General features: G+C 67.3%; 15 protein-coding genes. All 15 read left to right on the top strand.

Annotation, left to right across the window (positions count from 1 at the left end; all coding sequences use genetic code 11):
• The first annotated feature begins 153 nt into the window (after positions 1-153).
• The 15 genes from FB473_RS08805 to nifJ all read left to right on the top strand — a co-directional run bounded on the left by FB473_RS08805 (position 154) and on the right by nifJ (position 22634).
• Positions 154-1527 carry an aspartate aminotransferase family protein gene (locus tag FB473_RS08805; RefSeq protein ID WP_167166548.1) on the top strand — a complete coding sequence of 458 codons (1374 nt, stop codon included), beginning with the start codon at positions 154-156 and terminating at the stop codon, positions 1525-1527.
• Positions 1524-2285 (top strand): SDR family oxidoreductase, encoded by a 762-nt coding sequence (locus tag FB473_RS08800; RefSeq protein ID WP_167166546.1) that lies wholly within the window; start codon positions 1524-1526, stop codon positions 2283-2285. Before FB473_RS08805 ends, FB473_RS08800 begins: the two co-directional genes overlap by 4 nt.
• Positions 2286-2437: 152 nt before the next feature.
• On the top strand, positions 2438-3829 hold the full coding sequence (locus tag FB473_RS08795; protein WP_167166544.1) for an amidase: 1392 nt from the start codon (positions 2438-2440) through the stop codon (positions 3827-3829).
• A 97-nt stretch (positions 3830-3926) separates the two neighbouring features.
• Positions 3927-5465, top strand: a complete 1539-nt coding sequence (locus FB473_RS08790; protein WP_167166542.1) for an ABC transporter substrate-binding protein — start codon at positions 3927-3929, stop codon at positions 5463-5465.
• 119 nt (positions 5466-5584) lie between these two features.
• A complete protein-coding gene (locus FB473_RS08785) occupies positions 5585-6532 on the top strand; it encodes an ABC transporter permease (RefSeq protein ID WP_167166540.1) in 948 nt (315 codons plus the stop codon).
• 182 nt (positions 6533-6714) lie between these two features.
• Complete coding sequence (locus FB473_RS08780) at positions 6715-7494, top strand: ABC transporter permease (protein WP_167169364.1); 780 nt, start codon at positions 6715-6717, stop codon at positions 7492-7494.
• On the top strand, positions 7491-9263 hold the full coding sequence (locus FB473_RS08775) for a dipeptide ABC transporter ATP-binding protein (RefSeq protein WP_167166538.1): 1773 nt from the start codon (positions 7491-7493) through the stop codon (positions 9261-9263). Before FB473_RS08780 ends, FB473_RS08775 begins: the two co-directional genes overlap by 4 nt.
• A 152-nt stretch (positions 9264-9415) precedes the next feature.
• Positions 9416-10456: a biotin synthase BioB gene (gene bioB / locus FB473_RS08770; RefSeq protein WP_167166536.1), complete on the top strand. Its 1041-nt coding sequence runs from the start codon at positions 9416-9418 to the stop codon at positions 10454-10456.
• A gap of 415 nt (positions 10457-10871) precedes the next feature.
• Positions 10872-11699 (top strand): nitrogenase iron protein, encoded by an 828-nt coding sequence (gene nifH / locus FB473_RS08765; protein WP_167166535.1) that lies wholly within the window; start codon positions 10872-10874, stop codon positions 11697-11699.
• Positions 11700-11743: 44 nt separating this feature from the next.
• Positions 11744-13477, top strand: a complete 1734-nt coding sequence (gene nifD, locus FB473_RS08760) for a nitrogenase molybdenum-iron protein alpha chain (RefSeq protein WP_167166533.1) — start codon at positions 11744-11746, stop codon at positions 13475-13477.
• Positions 13478-13499: 22 nt separating this feature from the next.
• Positions 13500-14885: a nitrogenase molybdenum-iron protein subunit beta gene (gene nifK, locus FB473_RS08755; protein ID WP_208390495.1), complete on the top strand. Its 1386-nt coding sequence runs from the start codon at positions 13500-13502 to the stop codon at positions 14883-14885.
• Positions 14886-14887: 2 nt separating this feature from the next.
• Entirely contained in the window at positions 14888-16246 is a 1359-nt protein-coding gene (gene nifE, locus FB473_RS08750; protein ID WP_167166531.1) for a nitrogenase iron-molybdenum cofactor biosynthesis protein NifE, read from the top strand.
• 1 nt (position 16247) lies between these two features.
• The gene (locus tag FB473_RS08745) at positions 16248-17654 is read left to right on the top strand and encodes a nitrogenase component 1 (protein ID WP_167166529.1); all 1407 of its coding nucleotides are present in this window, start codon (positions 16248-16250) and stop codon (positions 17652-17654) included.
• 11 nt (positions 17655-17665) lie between these two features.
• On the top strand, positions 17666-18949 hold the full coding sequence (gene nifB, locus FB473_RS08740; RefSeq protein WP_208390494.1) for a nitrogenase cofactor biosynthesis protein NifB: 1284 nt from the start codon (positions 17666-17668) through the stop codon (positions 18947-18949).
• Positions 18950-19019: 70 nt separating this feature from the next.
• Positions 19020-22634: a pyruvate:ferredoxin (flavodoxin) oxidoreductase gene (nifJ, locus tag FB473_RS08735; RefSeq protein WP_167166527.1), complete on the top strand. Its 3615-nt coding sequence runs from the start codon at positions 19020-19022 to the stop codon at positions 22632-22634.
• The last annotated feature ends 2 nt before the right edge of the window (positions 22635-22636 follow it).

Genomic DNA, 22636 nt, shown 5'->3' with positions numbered 1-22636 from the left:
GTCGCCGGCCTCGGCGACGAGCATTTACAGACCCGTGCACCTGCGGTTACGCCGCAGAAATATTCAACAACAACAGTGACACAAACAACAGACATAGCCGGTGGGTGTCGACAGACGCTCTCGCCGACGTACGACGGACTAAGGAAGGCATGTATGTCCTCGACAGCGCAGGTGATCACAGTGGACGATCCGACGGCCCCGGTGGGCGCTGGGTCGACCGGCGCTGAGCTGGATGCCGCGGTCATCGCAGCGGACCACTCCCGGGTGTTCCACTCCTGGTCGGCCCAAGCCCATCTGCCCGCGTTCAGCGTGGCCGGGGGGCAGGGCGCGACCTTGTGGAACCACGCGGGCGATCGCTGGGTGGATTTCTCCAGCCAGCTCATCAACGTGAACATCGGCTACCAGCATCCCAAGGTCGTCGCGGCGATCAAGGAGCAGGCCGACATCCTCACCACGATCGCACCCTCCACGGCCAACCTGACCCGGGCGGAAGCGGCGGGCAAGATCCTGTCGCACGCTCCGGCCCCCTTCGAGAAGGTCTTCTTCACCAACGCCGGCGCCGATGCCAACGAGAACGCGATGCGGCTCGCGAGGCTCTACACCGGCCGCGACAAGATCATCTCGCGCTACCGCTCGTATCACGGCAACACCGGGGCCGCGGTGGTCGCCACCGGCGACTGGCGGCGGATCCCCAACGAGTTCGCCCGTGGCCATGTGCACGTCTTCGGTCCCTACCTGTACCGGTCGGAGTTCTGGGCGACCACCCCCGAGGAGGAATGCGCGCGTGCGCTGCACCATCTCGAGCGGGTGATCCAGGCCGAGGGCTCCGAGACGATCGCGGGCATCCTGCTGGAGACGGTGCCCGGCACCGCCGGGATCATGGTTCCGCCGCCCGGGTATCTCGCCGGAGTCCGTGAGATAGCCGACCGCTACGGGATCGTCATGATCTGCGACGAGGTGATGGCAGGCTTCGGCCGCACGGGCAGCTGGTTCGCCTTCGAGCAGCACGACGTCGTCCCCGACCTGATCACCTTCGCCAAGGGCGTCAACTCCGGGTACGTGCCGGCCGGCGGCGTGCTGATCAGCTCGCCGATCGCCCACGCGTTCGACGAGCGTGTCTTCCCCGGCGGTCTGACCTACTCGGGCCACCCGCTCGCGATGGCCGCGATCATCGCCACGATCACCGCCATGGAGGACGAGCACATCGTCGAGAACGCGGCCGATGTGGGTGCCACCGTCATCGGGCCGGCACTGACCGCGCTCGCCGACACCAACCCCATCGTCGGCGACGTGCGGGGAACCGGCGTCTTCTGGGCGGCCGAACTGGTGGCGGACCAGGCGACCAAGGAGCCGCTGCCCGCGTCCAGGATGGCGGCGATCAAGTCGGCATGCCTGGCCGGCGGGCTCATCCCGACCATCGCCGACAACCGCGTTCACGTCGTCCCCCCGTGCGTCATCACGCCGGAGGAGGCGACGCACGGCATGCAGATCCTGGCCGACGTGCTGAACGAGGAGGCCGGCCGATGACCCGAGCCGCGTCGCGCCGCGTGCTGGTCACCGGCGCCTCGTCGGGCATCGGCGCCGCCACGGTACGCCGGCTGTGCGCCGACGGGTTCACCGTGGTCGCGGCGGCTCGCCGGGCCGACCGCCTGTCGGAGTTGGCGGCGGAGACGGGCTGCCAGACCTACCCGATCGACATCACGGACGATTCCCAGGTCGACGCGCTGGTCGCGCACCTCGAACAGACCGGTGGGCTGGACGCCGTGGTGAACAACGCGGGCGGTGCTCTCGGGCTCGATCTGGTCGAGAACGCCGACATCGACGGTTGGCGGCGGATGTACGAACTCAACGTGCTGGGTACGCTGCGCGTCACCAAGGCCGTGCTGCCCCTGCTGCGTGCGGCCGGGGAAGGCGATGTGTTGGTGGTCACCTCAACGGCGGCGCACGGGGCCTACGAGGGCGGGGCCGGCTACACCGGTGTCAAGCACGCCGAGCGCATGCTGGCCACCACGTTGCGCTGGGAGATCGTCGGTGAGCCCATCCGGGTGCTGGAGGTCTCGCCGGGCAACGTGGCGACCGAGGAGTTCTCTCTCGTCCGCTTCGACGGCGACCAGGACCGTGCGGCCAAGGTGTACGAGGGCTACCAGCCCCTGCTCGCCGAGGACATCGCCGATGTCATCGCGTTCGGGCTCACGCGGCCCGAGCACGTCAATCTCGACCTGGTGATCGTGCGTCCGCGCGCCCAGGCCCACAACACGAAGATCGCCCGAACCACCGGCAAGTGAACAGGCGGCTTGCCGCCGGGCGATCGGCACGACTCCGGTCGCCCGGCACGGGCGCGACAGAATCGAGGGGACGGAGAAGGATGTACGCGACCAGAACAACGACGGAATCACCGGCGCGGCCGGTCACGACCAGGACGGGAGAGCTCAGCGGCATGGGCGTCGAAGACCTGATCGCGGGCTACCGCTCGGAGACGTTCTCGCCGGTCGACGTGGTGACCGACGCCCTGGCATTGATCGACGAGGCCGACGGCACACTGCACGCCATGGAGCAGGTCTACGCGGATCGTGCGCTCGCCAGCGCCGAGGAGTCCGCCGGGCGGTGGCGTGCGGGCGCGCCTCTCAGTGAGGTCGACGGCATTCCGGTGACCCTCAAGGAGAACCAGCAGGTGGAGGGGATCCCGACACCGTGGGGGTCCGCGGCGACCGTGCCTGTGCCCGCGACCGAGAACGCCCCGCTGGTCGACAAACTGATCGCGGCGGGCATGCCGCTGCTGGGACGAACGGTGATGCCCGAGCTGGGCATGCTGTCGTCCGGGGTGTCCAGCCTGCATCCGATCGCGAGGAACGCCTGGAATCCCGCCTGGAGCCCGGGCGGGTCCACGAGCGGCGGCGGTGCGGCGGCGGCCGCCGGGTACGCACCGATCAACTTCGGCAGCGACATCGGTGGGTCGGTCCGGCTGCCCGCATCGTGGAACGGCGCCGTCGGCTTCAAACCCACCTTCGGGCGCATCCCCGTCGACCCGCCCTATTTCGGACGCCACATCGGCCCGCTGGGTCGCAGCGTCGCCGATCTGGCTCGCGCGATGACCGTGTGCACCGGCCCGGACTATCGCGATCCCTACAGCCTGCCCGCGGTCGAGGTTCCCTGGACGCAGGCCTCTTTCGAACCCCGGGGCGCGAGGATCGGCCTGGTCCTCGACGTCGGGGACGGGGCCGACGTCGACCCGGAGGTGGCGGCGGCCGTCAGCGGGGCGGCGAAGGTCTTCGAGGCGGCCGGGGCGATCGTCGAGATCATCCCGCCCTATCTGGAACGTGGTGAGATCGACCTCATCGATCTGTTCTGGCGCATCGGGCACTGGAACGACTACCAGCGCCTTCCGGAGGACCGCCGTGGCCTGATGCTTCCGTTCATCGCCGAATGGTGCCGTGGGGGAGCAGGCATCGGCGGTGAGGACGCGGTGCGCAGCGCGGACGAGCAGCTTCACATGGCGCGGACGACCCTGGCGGCCACGAAGGGCTACAACGTGATCCTCTCGCCGGTCTCACCCGGGGCGGCCTTCCCCGCGGAGTGGCCGATGCCGTCCAATGACGTCAACGATCCGATGTCCCACATCGGCTTCTGCGTGGTCTACAACATGTCGGGTCAGCCGGCGGTGTCGATCAACTGCGGGTTCACCAGCACCGGCAGCCCGATCGGCCTGCAGGTGGCGGCCCAGCGTTACGACGACCTGACCGCGCTGGGTGCGGCCGCCTTCTACGAGGCCAACCGCCCGGCGGAGGCAGTGAGACCTTGGCCGCGGGTGTGGGAGACCATGCCAGCATGAGCGCCAACCCGAACCACCGATCCCGAACGGCACGTGCCGAGGGCAGCACGAATCCCGTCCGAATCCAGCCCGAACCGAGCTCCACGAAAGGACTCCGATGACAAGAAGACACCACCGGCGACTCCTGGGGGTTGCCGGCCTGATGATCGCAGGCGCCATGCTGCTGGGCGCCTGCAATGCCGGCAGCACCACGTCCGACTCCTCGAGCAGTTCGCAGGGGGCGACAGCCTCGGACGCGACGCTCCGCGTCGGCCTGGCGGCCACCCCGGCCAGCCTCGACTTCACGCAGACCAGCGGCGCGGCCATCTTCCAGGCTCTCGTCGGCAACGTCTACGAAGGTCTGGTTGCGGTCGACAGCGAGGGCGAACTTCAGCCGCTCCTCGCGAAGTCGTGGACGGTCAGCGACGATGGCCTCACCTATGACTTCGTCCTGCAGGAGGGCGTGACCTTCCACAACGGCGATCCTTTCACTGCCGAGAACGTGAAGTTCTCGCTCGAGCGCCTGGGCGAGTGGACGGCGAACACGCCGGGTAACCTCTCGGCGATCGACCACGTCGAGGTAGTCTCCGACACCGAGGCGAAGGTCGTGCTGAACACAGCCGACTACAACGCGCTGTTCTGGCTTGCGGGTCCGCTGGGCGCGATGTTCGATCCCAACACGGTCGACAGCCTCGCGACCGAGGCCAACGGCACCGGCCCGTTCACGTTCGAGTCGTACGAGACCGGCGTGAAGATGGTGCTGCAGCGCAACGACGACTACTGGGGCGATTCGGCGCTGGTGAAGACGGTCGAGCTCGACTACTTCGCGGATGCGAACGCCGCTGCCAACGCGTTGAGGTCCGGTGGCGTGGACGCGCTGTACCAGGCCGAGGCCTATGACCAGATCGCTTCGTTCGAATCGAGTTCCGAGTTCACGGTCACCACGGGAACGACTCAGGGAGTTGTCGTCATGACGATGAACTCCACCGAGGCACCCTTCGACAACGCCGACGTGCGGCACGCGGTGATGTACGCCATCGATCGGGAAGCGATCCTCGCCGCGGCTACCGGCGGCTACGGGACCGTTCTCGGAGGCCCCGCGGTTCCGACCGACCTCTACTACGAGGATCTGGCCGACACCTACCCGTATGACGTCGACAAGGCCAAGGAACTCATCGCATCGTCCGGCGTCACGGACCTGAACGTCACGTTCACCGTTCCGAGCCGACCGTACGCCCAGGCGATCGCCCAGGTCGTCCAGCAGGAACTGGCTGAGATCGGCATCACCGTGACCTTGGAGCAGCAGGAGTTCCCCGCCGTCTGGCTTGAGAAGACGCTCAACCAGCACGAGTTCGATCTCACGGTGACCAACCACATCGAGCCCCGCAACGTGACGAACTACGCCAACCCCAACTACTACTGGAGCTACGACAACACCGATGTCCAGGGGCTGTTCGCGGACGCGAAGAAAGCCACGGACGATGCGGCGTACAACGAGGCCACCAGCAGTGCCATCGACCAGATCGTCGAGGACGCCCCCGGCGACTGGCTCTACAACCCGCCGAACATCATCATCACGACGACCGGCGTCAGCGGGTTCGCCCCCAACTACATGGGTGTGGGGATCAACCTGGCAGGCGTGAGCGTTAGCGAGTGAGTGGAGGTGTGGGGCCCCGCCCGTGGTGGTGGGGTCCCACACGACCACCGCTCCCGACGATCCCGGCCACGGCCGGGCATTACACGAGGCGATCCGTCGATCACAGAGAGGGAGGATTCATGCTCGTCAAGGTCGTTCGCCGGCTCGGGGTGTTCGTCGTCACCGCGCTGGTCGCGTCCGTCGTCGTTTTCCTCATGCTCAGCGTCCTGCCCGGAGACCCGGCCCGCGCACAGCTCGGGGTGGACGCGACGCAGGCAGATGTGGACGCGTTACGTGCCGAACTCGGCCTGAACCGGCCCCTTGTCGTGCGGTACGTCGAATGGCTCGGAGGGTTGCTGCACGGGGATCTCGGGCAGTCCTACCTCACCAGACAGTCCGTGACGGGTGAGGTGTTCAACGCACTCCAGGTGTCGCTGCTGCTGGTGCTGGCAGGCATGATCATCGCGATCGTCATCGCGATACCGATGGGCACGCTGGCAGCCATGCGCCAGGGCCGCCCCGACGGGCTGGCGCTGGCCGGTCTCAGCCAGATCGGCATCTCCATCCCGAACTTCCTCATGGGCCTGCTCCTGGTGGTCGTGTTCGCCGTCGTCCTCGGTTGGCTTCCCTCGAACGGCTGGACGCCACCGGCGCAGGACCCCGCAGGCTTCCTCGAGCACCTCCTGCTCCCGGCGCTCTCGCTCGGGATCGTCCGCGGGGCGATCCTCAGCCGGTACACCCGCTCCGCCGTGCTCGACATCCAGCGGGACGACTTCATGCGCACGGCGAGAGCGAAGGGCCTGACCTCGGGTCAGGCGCTGTGGCGCCACGGTCTGCGCAACGCTCTGGTGCCCGTGGTCACCGTCACCGGCGTCGAGTTCTCCGGCCTGCTCGTCGGGGCCGTGGTCATCGAGACCGTGTTCGTCATCCCCGGTCTCGGATCGCTGCTTCTGCGCTCCGTGTCCAACCGCGACATGGTCGAGGTTCAGGCAGTGGTGATGATCGTGGTCTTCATGGTGCTGCTGATCAACCTCGTCGTCGACCTCGCGTACACCATCATCGACCCGCGACTCAGGAGCACCCGATGATCGAGCTGCAAGCGGCCGCACCCCTTCCTTCCGGTCCCGAACCGGAAGGGACGCAGACCTCCCGCGTGGAGCCACAGGCTCCGGACGCCCGGGTCACCGGTTCCGACCGGGGCGGGCAGGAGTTCCGCGCCGAACGGCGCAAGCGTCCCCGGCTGAACGCGACCCTGGTCATCGGGCTGGTGATGGTCGCCGTCGTACTGGCGATCTGCGCCCTCTCGTTCGTGTGGACACCCACCGACCCGTTGCGCACCGACCCCATCAGTCGGCTGCAGGGGCCCTCGGGAACCCATTGGCTCGGGACCGACGGCCTGGGCCGCGACGTGCTGAGTCAGTTGATCGCGGGGTCGCGCGTCCCGCTGCTGGTGGGCGTGGTGGCCGTGTTGATCGCCACGGTGGTCGGAGTGCCCTGGGGGATCATGGCCGGCATGACCGGCCGGGGACCCGGTGAATGGATGATGCGCTGGAACGACATCGTCCAGGCGTTCCCGCCGCTGCTCCTGGCGATCGTCTTCGCGGCGGTCTTCGGCGCGAGCACCTGGACCGCCATGGTGGCCCTGGGTATCGGATTCGCGCCGGGGTTCGCCCGGGTGGCGCGGTCGGGAACGATGCAGGTGATGAGCCGTGAGTTCGCGCTGGCCGCCAGGGCATCGGGACGCGGCCCGCTGTTCACCGCGGTACGGCACGTGCTGCCGAACATCTTGAGCATCGTCATCGTCCAGGCCACGGTGACTTTCGCCCTGGCAGTGCTCAGCGAGGCCGCGCTGTCGTTCCTCGGCCTGGGCACTCCGCCGCCCACCCCGTCGTGGGGACGCATGCTCCAGGAGTCGCAGGTCTACATCTACAACCAGCCGTTGCTGATCCTGTGGCCCGGTGTGGCGATCGCGTGGACCGTCCTGGCGTTCAACCTGCTCGGTGACGGCCTGCGTGACCAACTCGATCCCCGGATGAAGGGAGCCTCATGACCGTCTCAACCACGACCGGGCCGCTGCTCAGCGTTCGTGATCTGAGGGTGCGGAGCGGGCAGGCCGAGATCCTCCACGGTCTCGACCTCGACATCGCGCCGGGGGAGCGGGTCGGGTTGATCGGCGAGTCCGGATCCGGCAAGTCGCTCACCTGCCTGTCCGTGATGGGGCTCCTGCCCGGGAACCTGACGCCGAGCGGGGAGGTCCGGTTGGCCGGAACTCCCGGCAACCTGCTGGCGACCCCCGAGAAGGACATGGCCAGGCTGCGGGGGAGCCGGTTGTCGATGGTGTTCCAGGAGCCGATGACCGCGCTCAACCCGCTGCAACAGGTCGGCCATCAGGTGGCCGAGGTGATGGTGATCGACGGACGGGCGGGCAAGGGCGTCGACGTGGCGACTCGTGTCGTCGAGCTTCTGGACAGCGTGGGGATCCCGGATCCGGCCCGCGCCGCCAAGGCGTATCCGCACCAGCTCTCGGGTGGTCAGCGCCAACGCGTCATGTTGGCCATGGCGATGGCCAACACCCCCGACCTGTTGTTCGCCGACGAGCCGACCACCGCGCTGGACGTCACGGTCCAGAAGCAGGTGCTCGACCTGATGCGCCGGCAGGTCACCGACGCGGGCTCGTCCCTGTTGTTCATCACCCACGACCTGGCGATCGTGGCGGACGTCTGTGAGCGGGTCGTCATCCTGCGCCATGGGTCCGTGGTCGAACAGGGCCCGCTCGACCGGGTCTTCTCGGCTCCCGAGGCGCCCTACACGCGGGCTCTGCTGGCGGCATCGACATTGGAGACCGACCCGGCCTCGGGGCGGCTCGTGACGCTGGTCGACCTCGCTCCGGCGTCGAGGGAGATCCCTCCTGCCGCGCCGGTCGTCCGGGCTGCGGAGGACGCGGGGTCGCACGACCAGGCACCCTCCTTCGAGGCACCGCACGAGGTGATCCCGGAAGGGCACGAGGGATCATGGGTGTTCAACCGGACGCCTGCCATCGTCGCGTCACCTCCGCTCGTGGTGGCCACGGAGGTCGAGCGTACCTATCTGCGGGCGGGCCGTCGCTCGGCGCCGGTCCAGGCGCTGCGGAAGGTCTCCTTTGACGTGCGCCCCGGCCAGCATTTCGGGATCGTGGGGGAGTCGGGTTGTGGCAAGTCGACACTGCTGCGCATCCTCACCGGCCTGGACCGCGGGGCCGAGGGGTCGGTACGCATCGACGGTCAGGAGATCGTCGGTGTGCCCGAGCGGCGCCTCGGCTGGCTGCGCAAGCAGGTGCAGATCGTCTTCCAGGATCCGATGGGCTCGCTCGACCCCCGGATGAGGATCGAGGACATCGTCGCCGAGCCCCTGCGCGGGCTCAGCCGTGACGAGCGACGCGAGCGGGTCGGCCGGTTGCTGACCGACGTGGGGCTGCCCGCGAGCGCGATGGATCGTTATCCGCACCTGTTCTCGGGCGGTCAGCGCCAGCGCATCGCGATCGCCCGGGCGCTGGTCGGGTCCCCCTCGATCCTGGTGGCCGACGAGGCGGTCTCCGCGCTGGACGTGTCGGTGCGCGCCCAGGTGCTGAACCTGTTGTCCGACCTGGTGGACGAGTACGGCCTCACGCTGGTGTTCGTCTCCCACGATCTGCACGTCGTGCGGTATGTGTGCGACACGGTCGCCGTGATGAACCAGGGCCGGATCGTCGAGTGCGGGCCGACCGATGCGGTCTACGACGATCCGATTCACCCCTACACCCGTTCGCTCGTGGCGGCCGTTCCCACTCTGGAGGTCGCCTGACCCGCTCCGCAGGTGCGGCGGCCGGACCCCGCACCTGACGCAAGCGGCCGGTCTGCTAGCGTGAACGCGTCTTGAACAGTGTTCAAGTCTGGCGGGCGGGACGCTACCACCGATGGGTCGCGTGCTGCTGGTGCGAGGACCGGAGGGGTCGGATGTCGTGGAACGGGTTGGCCGAACGGATCGTCCATGGAGGGGCCATCACGCGCGAGGAGGCGCTCGGGCTGCTGGGCAGCGATGACGACGAGTTGCTCGCGGTGCTCGATGGTGCCTTCCGGCTGCGTCGGCACTATTTCGGACGCCGGGTGCGGCTGAACGTGATCTTCAGCGCACGCGGCGGGCGATGTGGCGAGGACTGCGGTTACTGCTCGCAGTCGGTCTTCGCGTCCTCGGAGGTCGAGGAGTTCTCGATGGTGGACGAGCAGGCCATCGTCGAGGCGGCGCATGCCGCTCGCGCGAGCCGGGCGGGTACCTACTGCATCGTCATGAGCGGACGCCGTGCCTCGCGCGTGGATGTCGACCGGATCTGCGGCGCCGTTCGCCGCGTCAAGGCGGAGTTGCCCGGCATGAAGATCTGCGTCAGCCTCGGACTGATCGACTCGGCGAAGTCGGAGGCGCTGGCGGACGCGGGGGTGGACCGTTTCAACCACAACGTGAACACCAGCCGCCGCTTCACTCCTCAGATCGTCACCACGCATCAATACGAGGATCGGCTGCGGACGGTCGAGACGATCAAGAAGGCGGGCCTGTCGCCGTGCTCCGGGGTGATCTGCGGCATGGGGGAGACCGACGACGACCTGGTCGACGTCGCGTTCGACCTGGCCCGCATCGGTCCCGACTCCATTCCCATCAACTTCCTCATCCCCGTCGAGGGGACGCGCCTGGCGGGCTTGCACGAGTTGACACCTGTGCGCTGCCTGAGGATCGCGGCTATGTTCCGGTTCGTGAATCCGTCCGCGGAGATCCGGCTGGCCGGCGGGCGCGAACTCAATCTCGGGAGCCTGCAGCCGTTGGCGCTCTTTGCCGCCAATTCCCTGTTCCTCGGCGACTACCTCACCTCCGAGGGGCAGGCCAAGGAGTTGGATCTGCAGATGATCCGCGATCTGGGCTTCACGATCGAGGACGATCCGTCCACCGCGGGGGAGCCGGATCAGGTCGTCAAGGTCCACGCCGACCGGATGCCCGTCGGCAGCTGAGCCTCCGGGATCTCCCGGCAGTCCGGGCCCGTTCCTCATCGCATCGCGCGGCGAGGGACGGGCCCGTCGTCGTTGTGGGAGCGGACCCTACACGGTTCTTCTGGATAAGGGAAGCCTTATCTATTCCCGCTCCGGGCTGGTGCGCCGAGATTGTTACACGATGCTGAAACTTGTTTCACCTGGCTGTAACAGACTGATGTTGAACTATTCGAAACGACGGCGACGGGGCCTGGCGGATCAACCGCACTTGCTGCGGTCCCGCAACCGAGACCGGACTGGTCCCGTCCCGGTAGCCCGCCCCCATCCGGACCCGCCTCTCTGGGATAACTCTGAGCTCGCATTCATGCGAGTCACCTCAGTATCAACTCGATCATGTGCGCGCTGTCCGTGCACCCCATGAAAGGTGATTGAACTCATGCGGAAGGTTGCTATCTACGGCAAGGGTGGCATCGGTAAGTCGACCACCACGCAGAACACGGTTGCGGCCCTGACTGAAATGGGCAAGAAGGTCATGGTCGTCGGCTGTGACCCCAAGGCCGACTCCACACGCCTCCTGCTGGGCGGCCTGGCCCAGCAATCCGTCCTCGACACTCTTCGCACCGAAGGCGACGACGTGGAGCTTGAGGACGTTCGTTCCCCCGGTTTCGCAGGCTCCCTGTGCGTGGAGTCCGGTGGCCCTGAGCCCGGCGTCGGTTGTGCCGGCCGCGGCATCATCACCTCCATCAACCTGCTGGAACGGCTCGGCGCCTACGACGCGTCCGAAGACCTCGAATACGTCTTCTACGACGTCCTCGGTGACGTCGTCTGCGGTGGTTTCGCCATGCCGATGCGCGAGGGCAAGGCTCAGGAGATCTACATCGTCGCCTCGGGCGAGATGATGGCCATGTACGCCGCGAACAACATCTGCAAGGGCATTCGCAAGTTCGCCCAGACCGGTGTCGTCCGCCTGGGCGGCATCATCTGCAACTCCCGCAACGTCGACAACGAATACGAGCTCATCGACGCCTTCGCCAAGGAGCTCGGGACGCAGATGATCCACTTCGTCCCGCGCAACAACGACGTGCAGCGCGCCGAGATCAACAAGAAGACGGTCATCGAATGGGATGCCACGTGCACCCAGGCGGACGAGTACCGCGCGCTGGCCACCAAGATCGATCAGAACGAGATGTTCGTGATCCCCAAGCCGATGGCTACTGAGACCCTGGAGGGTCTGCTGCTCGAACACGGTGTCCTCGCGGCCTGACGGCCCCCTCGTCCGACCTTTCTTCATCGTCTTAGGGAGCCATCATGAGCCCTGAAGTCCCTTCAGAGAACACCGCGACGAAACTGGCCACGCCCCCCACGCCGGTCAGCGTCGACGTGGTCTCCAAGTTCGATCTCTCCTCGCCGGCCAAGGCGCTGCCGTTGCCGGCCCGTTCCCCCGATCCCTCCGCAGTCATCTCCGATCTGGTGACCTCCTACCCGCCGAAGGTCATGCGGAAGCGCCGTCGGCACATCATCGTCAACGACCCCCAGGAACCCGACCAGATCGAGGCCAACGCCCGTTCGGTCCCCGGCATCATCACCACCCGCGGGTGTTGCTACGCCGGTTGCAAGGGTGTGGTCCTCGGGCCCGTGTCGGACATCGTCCATATCGTGCACGGGCCCGTCGGCTGCTCCTACTACGCGTGGATGACCCGGCGCAACCAGTCGGGCAACAGCGTCGATACCAACGGCGTGCCCAACTACATCAACTACGCCTTCACCACCGACCTGACCGAGCACGAGATCATCTTCGGCGGCGAGAAGAAGCTGATGCAGGCCATCCGCGAGGCCAACGAGATCTTCCATCCCAAGGCGATCGCGGTGTTCTCGACCTGCCCCGTCGGCCTCATCGGCGACGACGTCCACGCGGTGGCCGCACTGGCCAAGGCCGAACTCGGCATCAACGTGTTCGGGTTCTCCTGCGAGGGATACAAGGGCGTCAGCCAGTCCGCCGGTCACCACATCGCCAACAACGGGCTGTTCAAGAACGTCGTGGGTACCGAGGACCTTCCCGAGGAGGAACTCACCAACCCGTTCCGCATCAACCTGCTCGGTGAGTACAACATCGGTGGGGACGCGTTCGAGTTGGAGCGCGTCTTCGAGAAGTGCGGATTCGACCTCGTCTCCACCTTCTCGGGCAATGCCCAGTACTCCGACCTGGCACACGCCCAGGAAGCCAACCTCAACGTCGTCATGTGCCATCGCTCGATCAACTACATGGCCGAGATGATGGAGACCAAGTACGGCATCCCGTGGCTCCAGGTGAACTTCATCGGAGCCGAGTCGACCGCCAAGTCGTTGCGCAAGATCGCCCGCTACTTCGGGGACGAGGACCTCATCGCCCGGGTCGAGCAGGTCATCGCCGAGGAGATGGCCGAACTCGAGCCGATCCGCCAGGACGTGCGCTCCCGCACGCAAGGCAAGACGGTCATGCTGTACGTCGGCGGCTCGCGGGCCCACCACTACCAGGCGCTGTTCGCAGACATCGGCATGCCGACGGTCGCGGCCGGATACGAGTTCGCCCACCGCGACGACTACGAGGGCTCGCGTGTGACGCCGACCATCAAGATGGACGCCGACTCCCGCAACATCGAGGAACTGAGCGTCTCCGCCGATCCCGACGAGTTCCGCGCACGCAAGACGACCGAGGAGCTCCTGGCCCTGGAGGCCGGCGGCCTGAAGTTCGCCGACTACGAGGGCATGATGCCCGAGATGGCCAAGGACGCCTTGGTCATCGACGACATCAGCCATCACGAGCTCGAGGTGCTCATCGAGTACTACAAGCCGGCACTGATCTGCTCGGGCATCAAGGACAAGTACGTCGTCGAGAAGATGGGCGTCCCCTGCAAGCAGCTCCACAACTACGACTACGGCGGCCCGTACGCGGGCTTCCAGGGTGCTGTGAATTTCTACCAGGAAATCGACCGGGTGGTGAACGCCGCGGTCTGGCGGTTCATCACCCCACCGTGGGCCAAGCAAACCGCGAACGCCGACTGAGCCCTGATAGGAGACGATCATCATGTTGGACCACACACCGACCCAAGTGGTCGAGCGCAGCGCGCTGCGCATCAACCCGGCGAACACCTGTCAGCCCATCGGCGCCATGTACGCGGCGCTCGGGATTCACCGGTGCCTGCCCTACAGCCATGGCAGCCAAGGCTGCTGTTCGTATCACCGTAGCCACCTGACCAGGCACTTCAAGGATCCTGTGATGGCGGCGACAAGCTCCTTCACCGAGGGCGCGTCCGTCTTCGGCGGCCAGCCGAACCTGCTGCAGGGGCTGAGCACGGTGTTCACCACCTACAAGCCCGACGTGGTGGCGGTCAACACGACCTGCCTGTCGGAGACGATCGGGGACGACATCCCGCAGATCGTGGGGCAGGCGCAGACCGACGGGATCATCCCCGACGGCAAGTACGTCATCCACGCCAACACCCCGAGCTACGCCGGCACACACGTCACCGGGTTCTCGAACATGTGCGTGGCGATGGCCAAGTACTTCGCCAAGCCGATCGAGACCAAGCCGAAGGCCACCGACAAGCCGTGGGTGAACATCGTTCCCGGCTGGGTGGAGCCCTCCGACATGCGCGAGATCCGCCGCATCACCGAGGCCCTCGGAATGAAGGCGACCCTGTTCCCCGACACCGCGGGCGTCCTCGACTCCCCGCAGACCGGCCACTTCGAGATGTACCCGAGCGGTGGGGTGACGATCGAGGAGCTGCAGAACCTCGGCCGCGCCCAGGCGACGCTGGCCCTCGGCCAGTGGGCCTCCCGCGAGGCAGCCATCGAGGTCGAGAACCGGGCCTACGTGCCCCGCGAGGTGCTCGACCTGCCGATCGGCATCGGGGCGACCGACCGTTTCCTGGAGTGCCTGCGGTTCCGCGGCGGTGTGATCCCCAAGTCCATCGAGGAGGAGCGCGGGCGGCTGGTCGACTTCATCGTCGACACGCAGCAGCACTTCTACAACAAGAAGGTCGCGATTGCCGGCGATCCCGACCAGGTGATCGCGCTGACCGAGTTCTGCCGTGACCTCGGCATGATCCCCGTGCACGTGCTCACGGGCAACCAGGGCAAGGCCTTCACCCGGAAGGTCACCCAGGTGCTCGGCGACAAGGCCGCGGGCACGCACATCGAGCAGAAGGGCGACATGTTCCTGCTGCACCAGCTGATCAAGAACGAGCCGGTCGACCTGCTGCTGGGCAACACCTACGGCAAGTACATCGCTCGTGCGGAGGACCTCCCGTTCGTCCGCGTCGGCTGGCCGATCCTCGATCGGGTGGGCCACTCGTACCTGACCACCGTGGGGTACACCGGAGCCATCCAGCTCGGGTCCAAGATGCTGGACGCTCTGCTCGACCGCCGCGATCGCGACGCAGCCGATCCGAAGTTCGAGCTGGTGCTGTAACCATGACCACCGTGCTCTCCTCCCGTCTGGGACAGGTTGCGCGTGCGGGCGACGGCTCGGCCGACATCGTCTGTGACAAGCAGTCCGTGGCCGGCTCCGTCAGCCAGCGGGCCTGCACCTTCTGCGGATCGCGGGTCGTCCTCTACCCCATAGCGGACGCCCTGCACCTGGTCCACGGTCCGATCGGCTGCGCCGTGTACACCTGGGACATCCGGGGGGCATTGTCCTCCGGCCCGGAGCTGCACCGGCTCAGCTTCTCGACCGACCTACGGGAGAGACACGTGGTTTTCGGCGGCGAGGGCCGCCTCGAGGATTCCCTGATGGAGCTCATCGAGCGCCATCACCCCAGTGCGGCGTTCGTCTACGTGACGTGCATCGTGGGTGTGATCGGGGACGACGTCGAGGCGGTCAGCCGCAAGGTGTCGGAGCGCACCGGGATCCCCGTGATCCCGGTGCAGTCCGAAGGATTCCAGGGCTCCAAGCGCCAGGGCTACGACGCGGCCTGCGAGGCCTTGTTGCGCCTGATCGGCACGGGGAGCACCGAGGGGATCGGCAAGCACAGCGTCAATCTGCTGGGCGACTTCAACCTGGCCGGCGAGATCTGGATCATCCAGGAGTACCTGAAGCGCATGGGGGTCGAGGTGGTCGCCAATCTCACCGGCGACGGGCGTGTGGCCGACATCAGCCGGGCGCACGGGGCGGCGCTCAACCTCGTCCAGTGCTCGGGCAGCACGACCCAGCTGGCCAAGGACATGCAGAAGAAGTATGGAATCCCTTTCCAGAAGGTCTCCTACTTCGGTCTGGATGACATGGCAGGCGCGCTCTACGGCATCGCGGAACACTTCAAGGACCCCGAGATGCTGGCCAGGACGCGCGACCTGGTGGCCGAGGAGATCAGCCAGGTGCTGCCGGTCGTCGAGGCCTGCCGCAAGGACCTGGAGGGCAAGCGCGCGGCGATCTACGTCGGAGGCGCGTTCAAGGCGATCTCCCTGGTCAAGGCCCTGCGGCTGCTCGGGATGAAGACGGCGCTGGTGGGTAGCCAGACGGGCAACGCGGAGGACTACCGCTACCTGCGCGACCTGTGCGATCCCGGCACGATCATCGTGGACGACTCCAATCCCTCCGAGCTGTCGACGTTCCTGGCCGAGGAGAAGTGCGATCTGTTCGTCGGAGGCGTCAAGGAGCGTCCGCTGGCCTACAAGCTCGGCGTGGCCTTCTGCGACCACAACCACGAGCGCAAGCTGCCCCTGGAGGGCTTCCTGGGGATGGCGAACTTCGCCCGCGAGGTGCACGCCTCGGTGTGCAGCCCGGTGTGGCAGTTCGCTCCTCGCTTCCAGTCCGCCAACCCCGTGGAGGTCTGAGATGTCCACGACCGACCTGCGCGCCGCAGGAACGACCAGTTCCGGGGCGGTGTCGGAATCCACCACCAACGCCTGCCGCATGTGCATGCCGCTCGGTGCCAGCCTCGCCTTCTCGGGCGTGGAGGGCACGGTTCCGTTCCTGCACGGCTCACAAGGTTGCGCCACTTACATCCGGCGTTACCTGATCAGTCACTTCCGCGAGCCGATGGACATCGCGTCCTCGTCGGTGGGGGAGGACGCGACCGTCTTCGGAGGTGAGTCCAACCTGCGGCAAGGGATCGTCAACGTCACCACGGTCTACAAGCCGAAGGTCATCGGAGTCGCCACCACCTGCCTCACCGAGACGATCGGTGAGGACGTCGGGTCGATGCTCAGACGAGCCGTCGATCCTGACACGGGCCTGGCTCGGGAGTTCAGCGTCGAACCCCCGATCCTCGTCCATGCGCCCACGCCCTCCTACGCCGGCACGCATGCCGACGGGTACCAGGCCGCCGTGGCCTCGACCGTGGCGACCATCGCCACCGAGGGGGAGACGACGGACTCGATCACCCTGCTGCCGGGCATCGTGTCTCCCGCGGACATCCGCCATCTCCGCGAGATCACGGACGGGTTCGGCCTGCCCACCACGATCATGCCCGACTATTCCGAACGGCTGGACGGCGTCACTGTCGCCCGCTACAAGAAGCTGCCCCCCGGCGGGACCCCCGTCGACCAGATCCGGGCGACCGGGCACGCTCGTGCCTCGGTCACCATCGGCGGCCTGACCACCCCCGGCGTCACCATCGCCGGTGAGGTACTGGCCGCGCGCTTCGGCGTACCGCACCACCAGGTGCCCTTCCCGATCGGCATCCGCCTGACCGACGCGTTCTGCGACCTCCTCACCGAGCTGTCCGGCAATCCCATGCCCGAATGGCTTCTTGCCGAGCGCGGACGCCTCGTGGACGCCTACATCGACGGCCACAAGTATGTGGCCGAGAAGAAGGCTGCGGTCGTCGGGGACGAGGATCTGGTCGTCGGGTTGTCTGCGTTCCTGGCAGAGATCGGCGTGACCCCCGTGGTCATCGCCTCGGGCGGACGCTCGGGCAAGCTCGCCGAACGGATCACGGCATGCGCCCCGGAGCTGGAGGGACGCGTGGAGATCATGGACGACGCGGACTTCACCATGATCCAGAAGGCCGCCGAACAGGCGGGCATCGACTTCATGGTCGGCAACTCGAAGGGTTATCGCACCACTCGCGATCTGGGTGTCCCACTGGTGCGGGTCGGCATGCCGATCCACGACCGGATGGGCGCCCAGCGCGTCGGTCACCTGGGATTCCGGGGCACCCAGGAGCTGTTCGACCGGATCGCCAACGCCCTGCTGGAGAAGCAACAGAACGAATCCCCATTGGCCTACAGCTACATGTGAGGAGAGCCAACATGTCGACAGCTCCGATGACGCCCACCCGGGTCACCGTCAACGACCACCCGTGCTTCGACGAAGCGGCCCGGAACAGAACCGCACGTGTCCACCTCCCGGTGGCTCCTCGCTGCAATGTGCAGTGCAACTACTGCAACCGCAAGTTCGACTGTGTGTCGGAATCGCGTCCCGGGGTGTCCAGCACCGTGCTCACCCCCGAGGAGGCCGCCGACTACGTCGACCTGGTGCGCAAGGACGTGCCGAACCTCGCGGTGGTGGGCATCGCGGGCCCGGGCGATCCCTTCGCCAACGCCGAGAAGACCCTGCGGACCCTGCGGCTGGTCACACAGCGCCACCCCGACCTGCTGCTGTGTGTCTCCAGCAACGGCCTGGAGTTGCCCCACCACCTCGACGAGGTGGCCGAGCTCAACATCAGCCATGTCACCGTGACGATGTCGACCGTCGATCCCGAGGTGGCCGGGCGTATCTACCGGTGGGTGCGCGACGGACGCCAGGTCTATCGCGGCGTCAAGGCCGGGGAGTTGCTGATCGAACGGCAGATGGAGTCGATCATCGGGCTCAAGGAGCGCGGCATGGTCGTGAAGATCAACACCGTGCTGGTGCCGGGGGTCACGTTGGAGGGCATCGCGGATGTGGCGCGCATGGCCGGTGACCTGGGCGTCGACCTGATGAACTGCCTGCCGCTCTACCCGGTCGACGGCACGCCCTTCGGCGAACTGGACGCTCCGACGGCCGCCGAGATCGCGCAGGCCCGGGTGTCCGCACAGGACTACATCCCGCAGATGACCCATTGCCAGCGCTGCCGTGCCGATGCCGTCGGGATGCTGGGGGACGAGCACGGCGAGGACGCGGTCGCGCGTCTGATGGCGGTCAAGATGACGTCCACCTCACGGCCCTACATCGCGGTCTGTTCCCAGGAGGGTTACCTGGTGAACCAGCATCTGGGCGGCGCCGACCACGTCCTGATCTACGAGAACGCGAACATCGACGGGCGTATCACTCCTCGCCTGGTCGGCCGGCGCTCGACCCCTCCCGAGGGCGGCGGGGCGGGACGCTGGGCGATGCTCGCCGGCGTGCTGTCGGACTGCCGCGCCCTGATCTGCCATCAGCTGGGCGGCAGCCCGCGCATGGTGTTGCAGGGAGCCGGTGTCAGCGTCTACGAGTCCGACGGCCTCATCACCGAAGCCGTGACCGACGTGTTCGCCGGGCAGACTCCCCGGCGAGCCCTCCCGCCGAGGGATTGCGCCACCTCCTGCTCCGGCCCGGGCAACGGTTGCGGCTAGATCCGGGACGACCATTCGGACGACCAACCATCCATACGACCCCCCACAGCGCCTCACAAGGAGGAATGAGATGTCCGCTCTGACCAGTCCCGCCACCGCACCATCCACGTCATCACCCGCCCCCAAGCCACGCTTCGCGTGCGTGGACGGCAATGAAGCGGTGGCGAGCGTCGCCCACCGCCTGAGCGAGGTCTGCGCGATCTACCCGATCACCCCCGCCTCGCCCATGGGTGAGGCGGTGGACGTCTGGACCGCCAAGGGGCGGGCCAACATCTGGGGAGAGATCCCCCGGGTCATCGAGATGCAGTCCGAGGGCGGCGCTGCGGGCACCCTGCACGGGGCGGTCCAGGCCGGTCTGCTGGCAACCAGCTTCACCAGCTCCCAGGGCCTCCTGCTGATGCTGCCGAACATGTACAAGATCGCCGGCGAACTGACCCCGGCCGTGCTGCACGTCGCGGCGCGATCGCTGGCCACCCACGCGCTGTGCATCTTCGGTGATCACTCCGATGTCATGTCGGCCCGGTCGACCGGCTGGGCGATGCTCGCGTCCAACACCGTGCAGGAGGCCCACGACATGGCCGCGATCGCCCATGCGGCGACCCTGCTGGCCAGCGTGCCGTTCCTGCACTTCTTCGACGGCTTCCGTACGAGTCACGAGATCACGCGGATCAAGGTCCTGTCGGACGAGCAGCTGCGCGCGCTGATCAGCGAGGAGGCGGTGCTCGCCCATCGTGACCAGGGCATGCGTCCCACCAAGCCGGTGTTGCGCGGCACCGCCCAGAACCCCGACGTCTTCTTCCAGGGCCGCGAAGCGGCCAACCCCTACTACGAGGCGACCCCGGGGATCGTCGCCACGGTCATGGAGCAGTTCGCCGAGTTGACGGGACGCCGCTACGGGCTCGTCGAATACCACGGGGCACCCGACGCCGAGCGTGTCGTGGTGGCCATGGGGTCGGGTGTCAGCACGCTCAACGAGACCGTCGACCACCTGGTGGCGGCGGGGGAGAAGGTCGGCGTCCTGGCCGTCCACCTCTACCGCCCCTTCCCGGTGGACGCCTTCGTGGCGGCCCTCCCCGCCACGACCAAGGCGATCGCCGTCCTCGATCGGGCCAAGGAGCCGGGGGCTCCCGCCGAGCCGTTGCACCTCGACGTCGTCACCGCCCTGGCCGAGAAGGTCTCCGATCCGCCCGAGGTCATCGGCGGACGCTACGGCCTGGGCTCCAAGGAGTTCTTCCCCCGGGACGCCGCCGCCGTCTTCGACGAGTTGTCCAAGCTGGTCGCCGGCGAGCCGGTGCACCGTCGCTTCACGGTGGGCATCACCGACGACGTCACGAACCTGAGCCTGACCACGGATCCGGGCTTCGTGCTGCCGACCCGCGCTGTGCAGGCCGTCTTCTACGGCTTGGGCAGTGACGGCACGGTGGGCGCCAACAAGTCGTCGGTGAAGATGATCGGCGAGCACAGCGACTCCTGGGTACAGGGCTACTTCGTCTACGACTCCAAGAAGTCGGGCTCGACCACGGTGTCCCATCTCAGGTTCGGGCCCGACCCGATCGAGTCGCCCTACCTGATCGAGGAAGCCGACTTCGTGTCCGTGCAGCAGTTCGGCCTGCTGGAACGGCTGCCCCTGCTCGACATCGCCAAGCCGGGTGCCCGCGTGCTCATCAGCTGTCCCTTCCCGGCGGAGGAGACCTGGGACCACCTGCCTGCCGACGTGCGCCAGCAGATCCTCGACAAGAAGCTCGACGTATATGCGGTGGACGCGGCGTCCGTGGCGGCGGAGGTCGGTCTGGGCAAGCGGATCAACACCGTCATGCAGGCCTGTTTCTTCGCCGTCGCCAAGGTGCTCCCCGTGGACGAGGCCCTCAGTCTGGCCAAGGACTTCGCGAAGTACACCTACAGCAAGCGCGGCCCGAAGGTCGTCCAGGCGAACCTGGACGCCATCGACCATGCCCTGGCGTCCCTGCACCATCTGGCGATCCCGACCGACCATGTCGCGGAGGAGCCGGCACCGGTGGTCTCGACCTTGGCGACGCCGGAGGACGGCGTCCTCGGCCTGGTACGCAAGCTGATGGCCGGTCAGGGCGAGCAGGTGACGGTCGGTGAGATGCCGGCCGGTGGCACCTTCCCGACGGGCACCGCGAAGCTCGAGAAGCGCGCCCTGGCCACGGACCTGCCGCACTGGGACGCCCAGCTGTGCATCGACTGCGGCAAATGCTCCCTCGCATGCCCGCACGCCGCCCTGCGGATGAAGGTGTACGAGCCGGGGTTGCTGGAGGGCGCTCCCGACGGATTCGTGTCGAAGCAGACGATGGGACGCGACTTCCCGGCGGGCACCAGGCTCACCGTCCAGGTCGCCCCCGACGACTGCACCGGCTGCGGCGTCTGCGTGACGGTGTGCCCGGCCCGGTCGAAGACCGATCCCGAGCACAAGGCTCTCGACATGGTGCCCGCCGAAGCCGTGCGCGACCAGGATCGCGTCAACTTCGACTTCTACCTGTCGCTCCCCGAGACCGATCGCACGACCGTCCGCACCGAGACGGTGAAGGGTTCGCAGCTGTTGCAGCCGCTGTTCGAGTTCTCCGGAGCGTGCAGTGGATGCGGTGAGACTCCCTACGTCAAGCTGCTGTCGCAGCTGCTCGGCGACCGGATGATCGTGGCGAACGCGACGGGATGCTCGTCCATCTACGGCGGCAACCTCCCGACGACGCCGTGGACGACCGATGCGCAGGGCCGTGGTCCGGCCTGGAACAACTCGTTGTTCGAGGACAACGCCGAGTTCGGCATGGGCCTGGCGCTGGGAACCGCGCAGCGTGAGTCCATCGCCCGGGGCCTGCTGGGTGAACTCGCCGGCAGCATCGATCTGCCCGCCGAGACCGTCGAGGCGCTCACCGCCGGTGTGCTGGTCACCGACGAGGCCGCGATCGTGGCGCAGCGTGAACGTGTGGTCGCCCTGAAGACGGCTCTCGACGGCCTGCCCGAGGAGGGCAAGCAGGGCGAGCAGATCCGCAGGCTTCGCGCCGTCGCGGACGCACTGGTTCCCACCGCGGTCTGGGTGCTGGGCGGCGACGGCTGGGCCTACGACATCGGCTACGGCGGGCTCGACCATCTGTTCGCGTCCGGGCAGAACATCAACGTCCTGGTGCTGGACTCCGAGGTGTACTCGAACACCGGTGGCCAGGCATCCAAGGCGACCCCGCGGGGTGCCTCGGCGAAGTTCGCGGCGGCCGGCAAGCCCGCCCGCAAGAAGGATCTCGGCATGATGGCGCAGGCCTACGGGAACGTCTACGTCGCGCAGATCGCCCTCAACGCCAACGAGACCCAGGCCGTCCGGGCGATGCTCGAAGCCGCGGCCTACCCGGGCCCCTCGCTGGTGCTGGCCTACGCGTCCTGCATCTCGCACGGCATCGACCTGGTCAACGCCGCCGCCCGGCAGCGTGCGGCTGTCGCCTCGGGGCACTGGCCGTTGTTCCGCTTCCATCCGGAGCCGGAGCCCGGCGCCGCACCGTCCTTCCGCCTGGATTCGAAGGCACCCACGACGCCGGTGTCGGAGTTCTACGCCAAGGAGACGAGGTTCTCCTCAGTGGCCAGGTCGAACGCCGAACACGCTGCGGAACTGTTCGCGCAGGCCCAGGCCGACGTGGACGCTCGCTGGGCCACCTACGAGCGCCTGGCCCAAGGGTGATG

Origin of the sequence: Brooklawnia cerclae (assembly GCF_011758645.1) — a bacterium.
GTDB classification, from domain to species: domain Bacteria; phylum Actinomycetota; class Actinomycetes; order Propionibacteriales; family Propionibacteriaceae; genus Brooklawnia; species Brooklawnia cerclae.
This window is presented reverse-complemented; position numbering and strand designations above follow the sequence as displayed.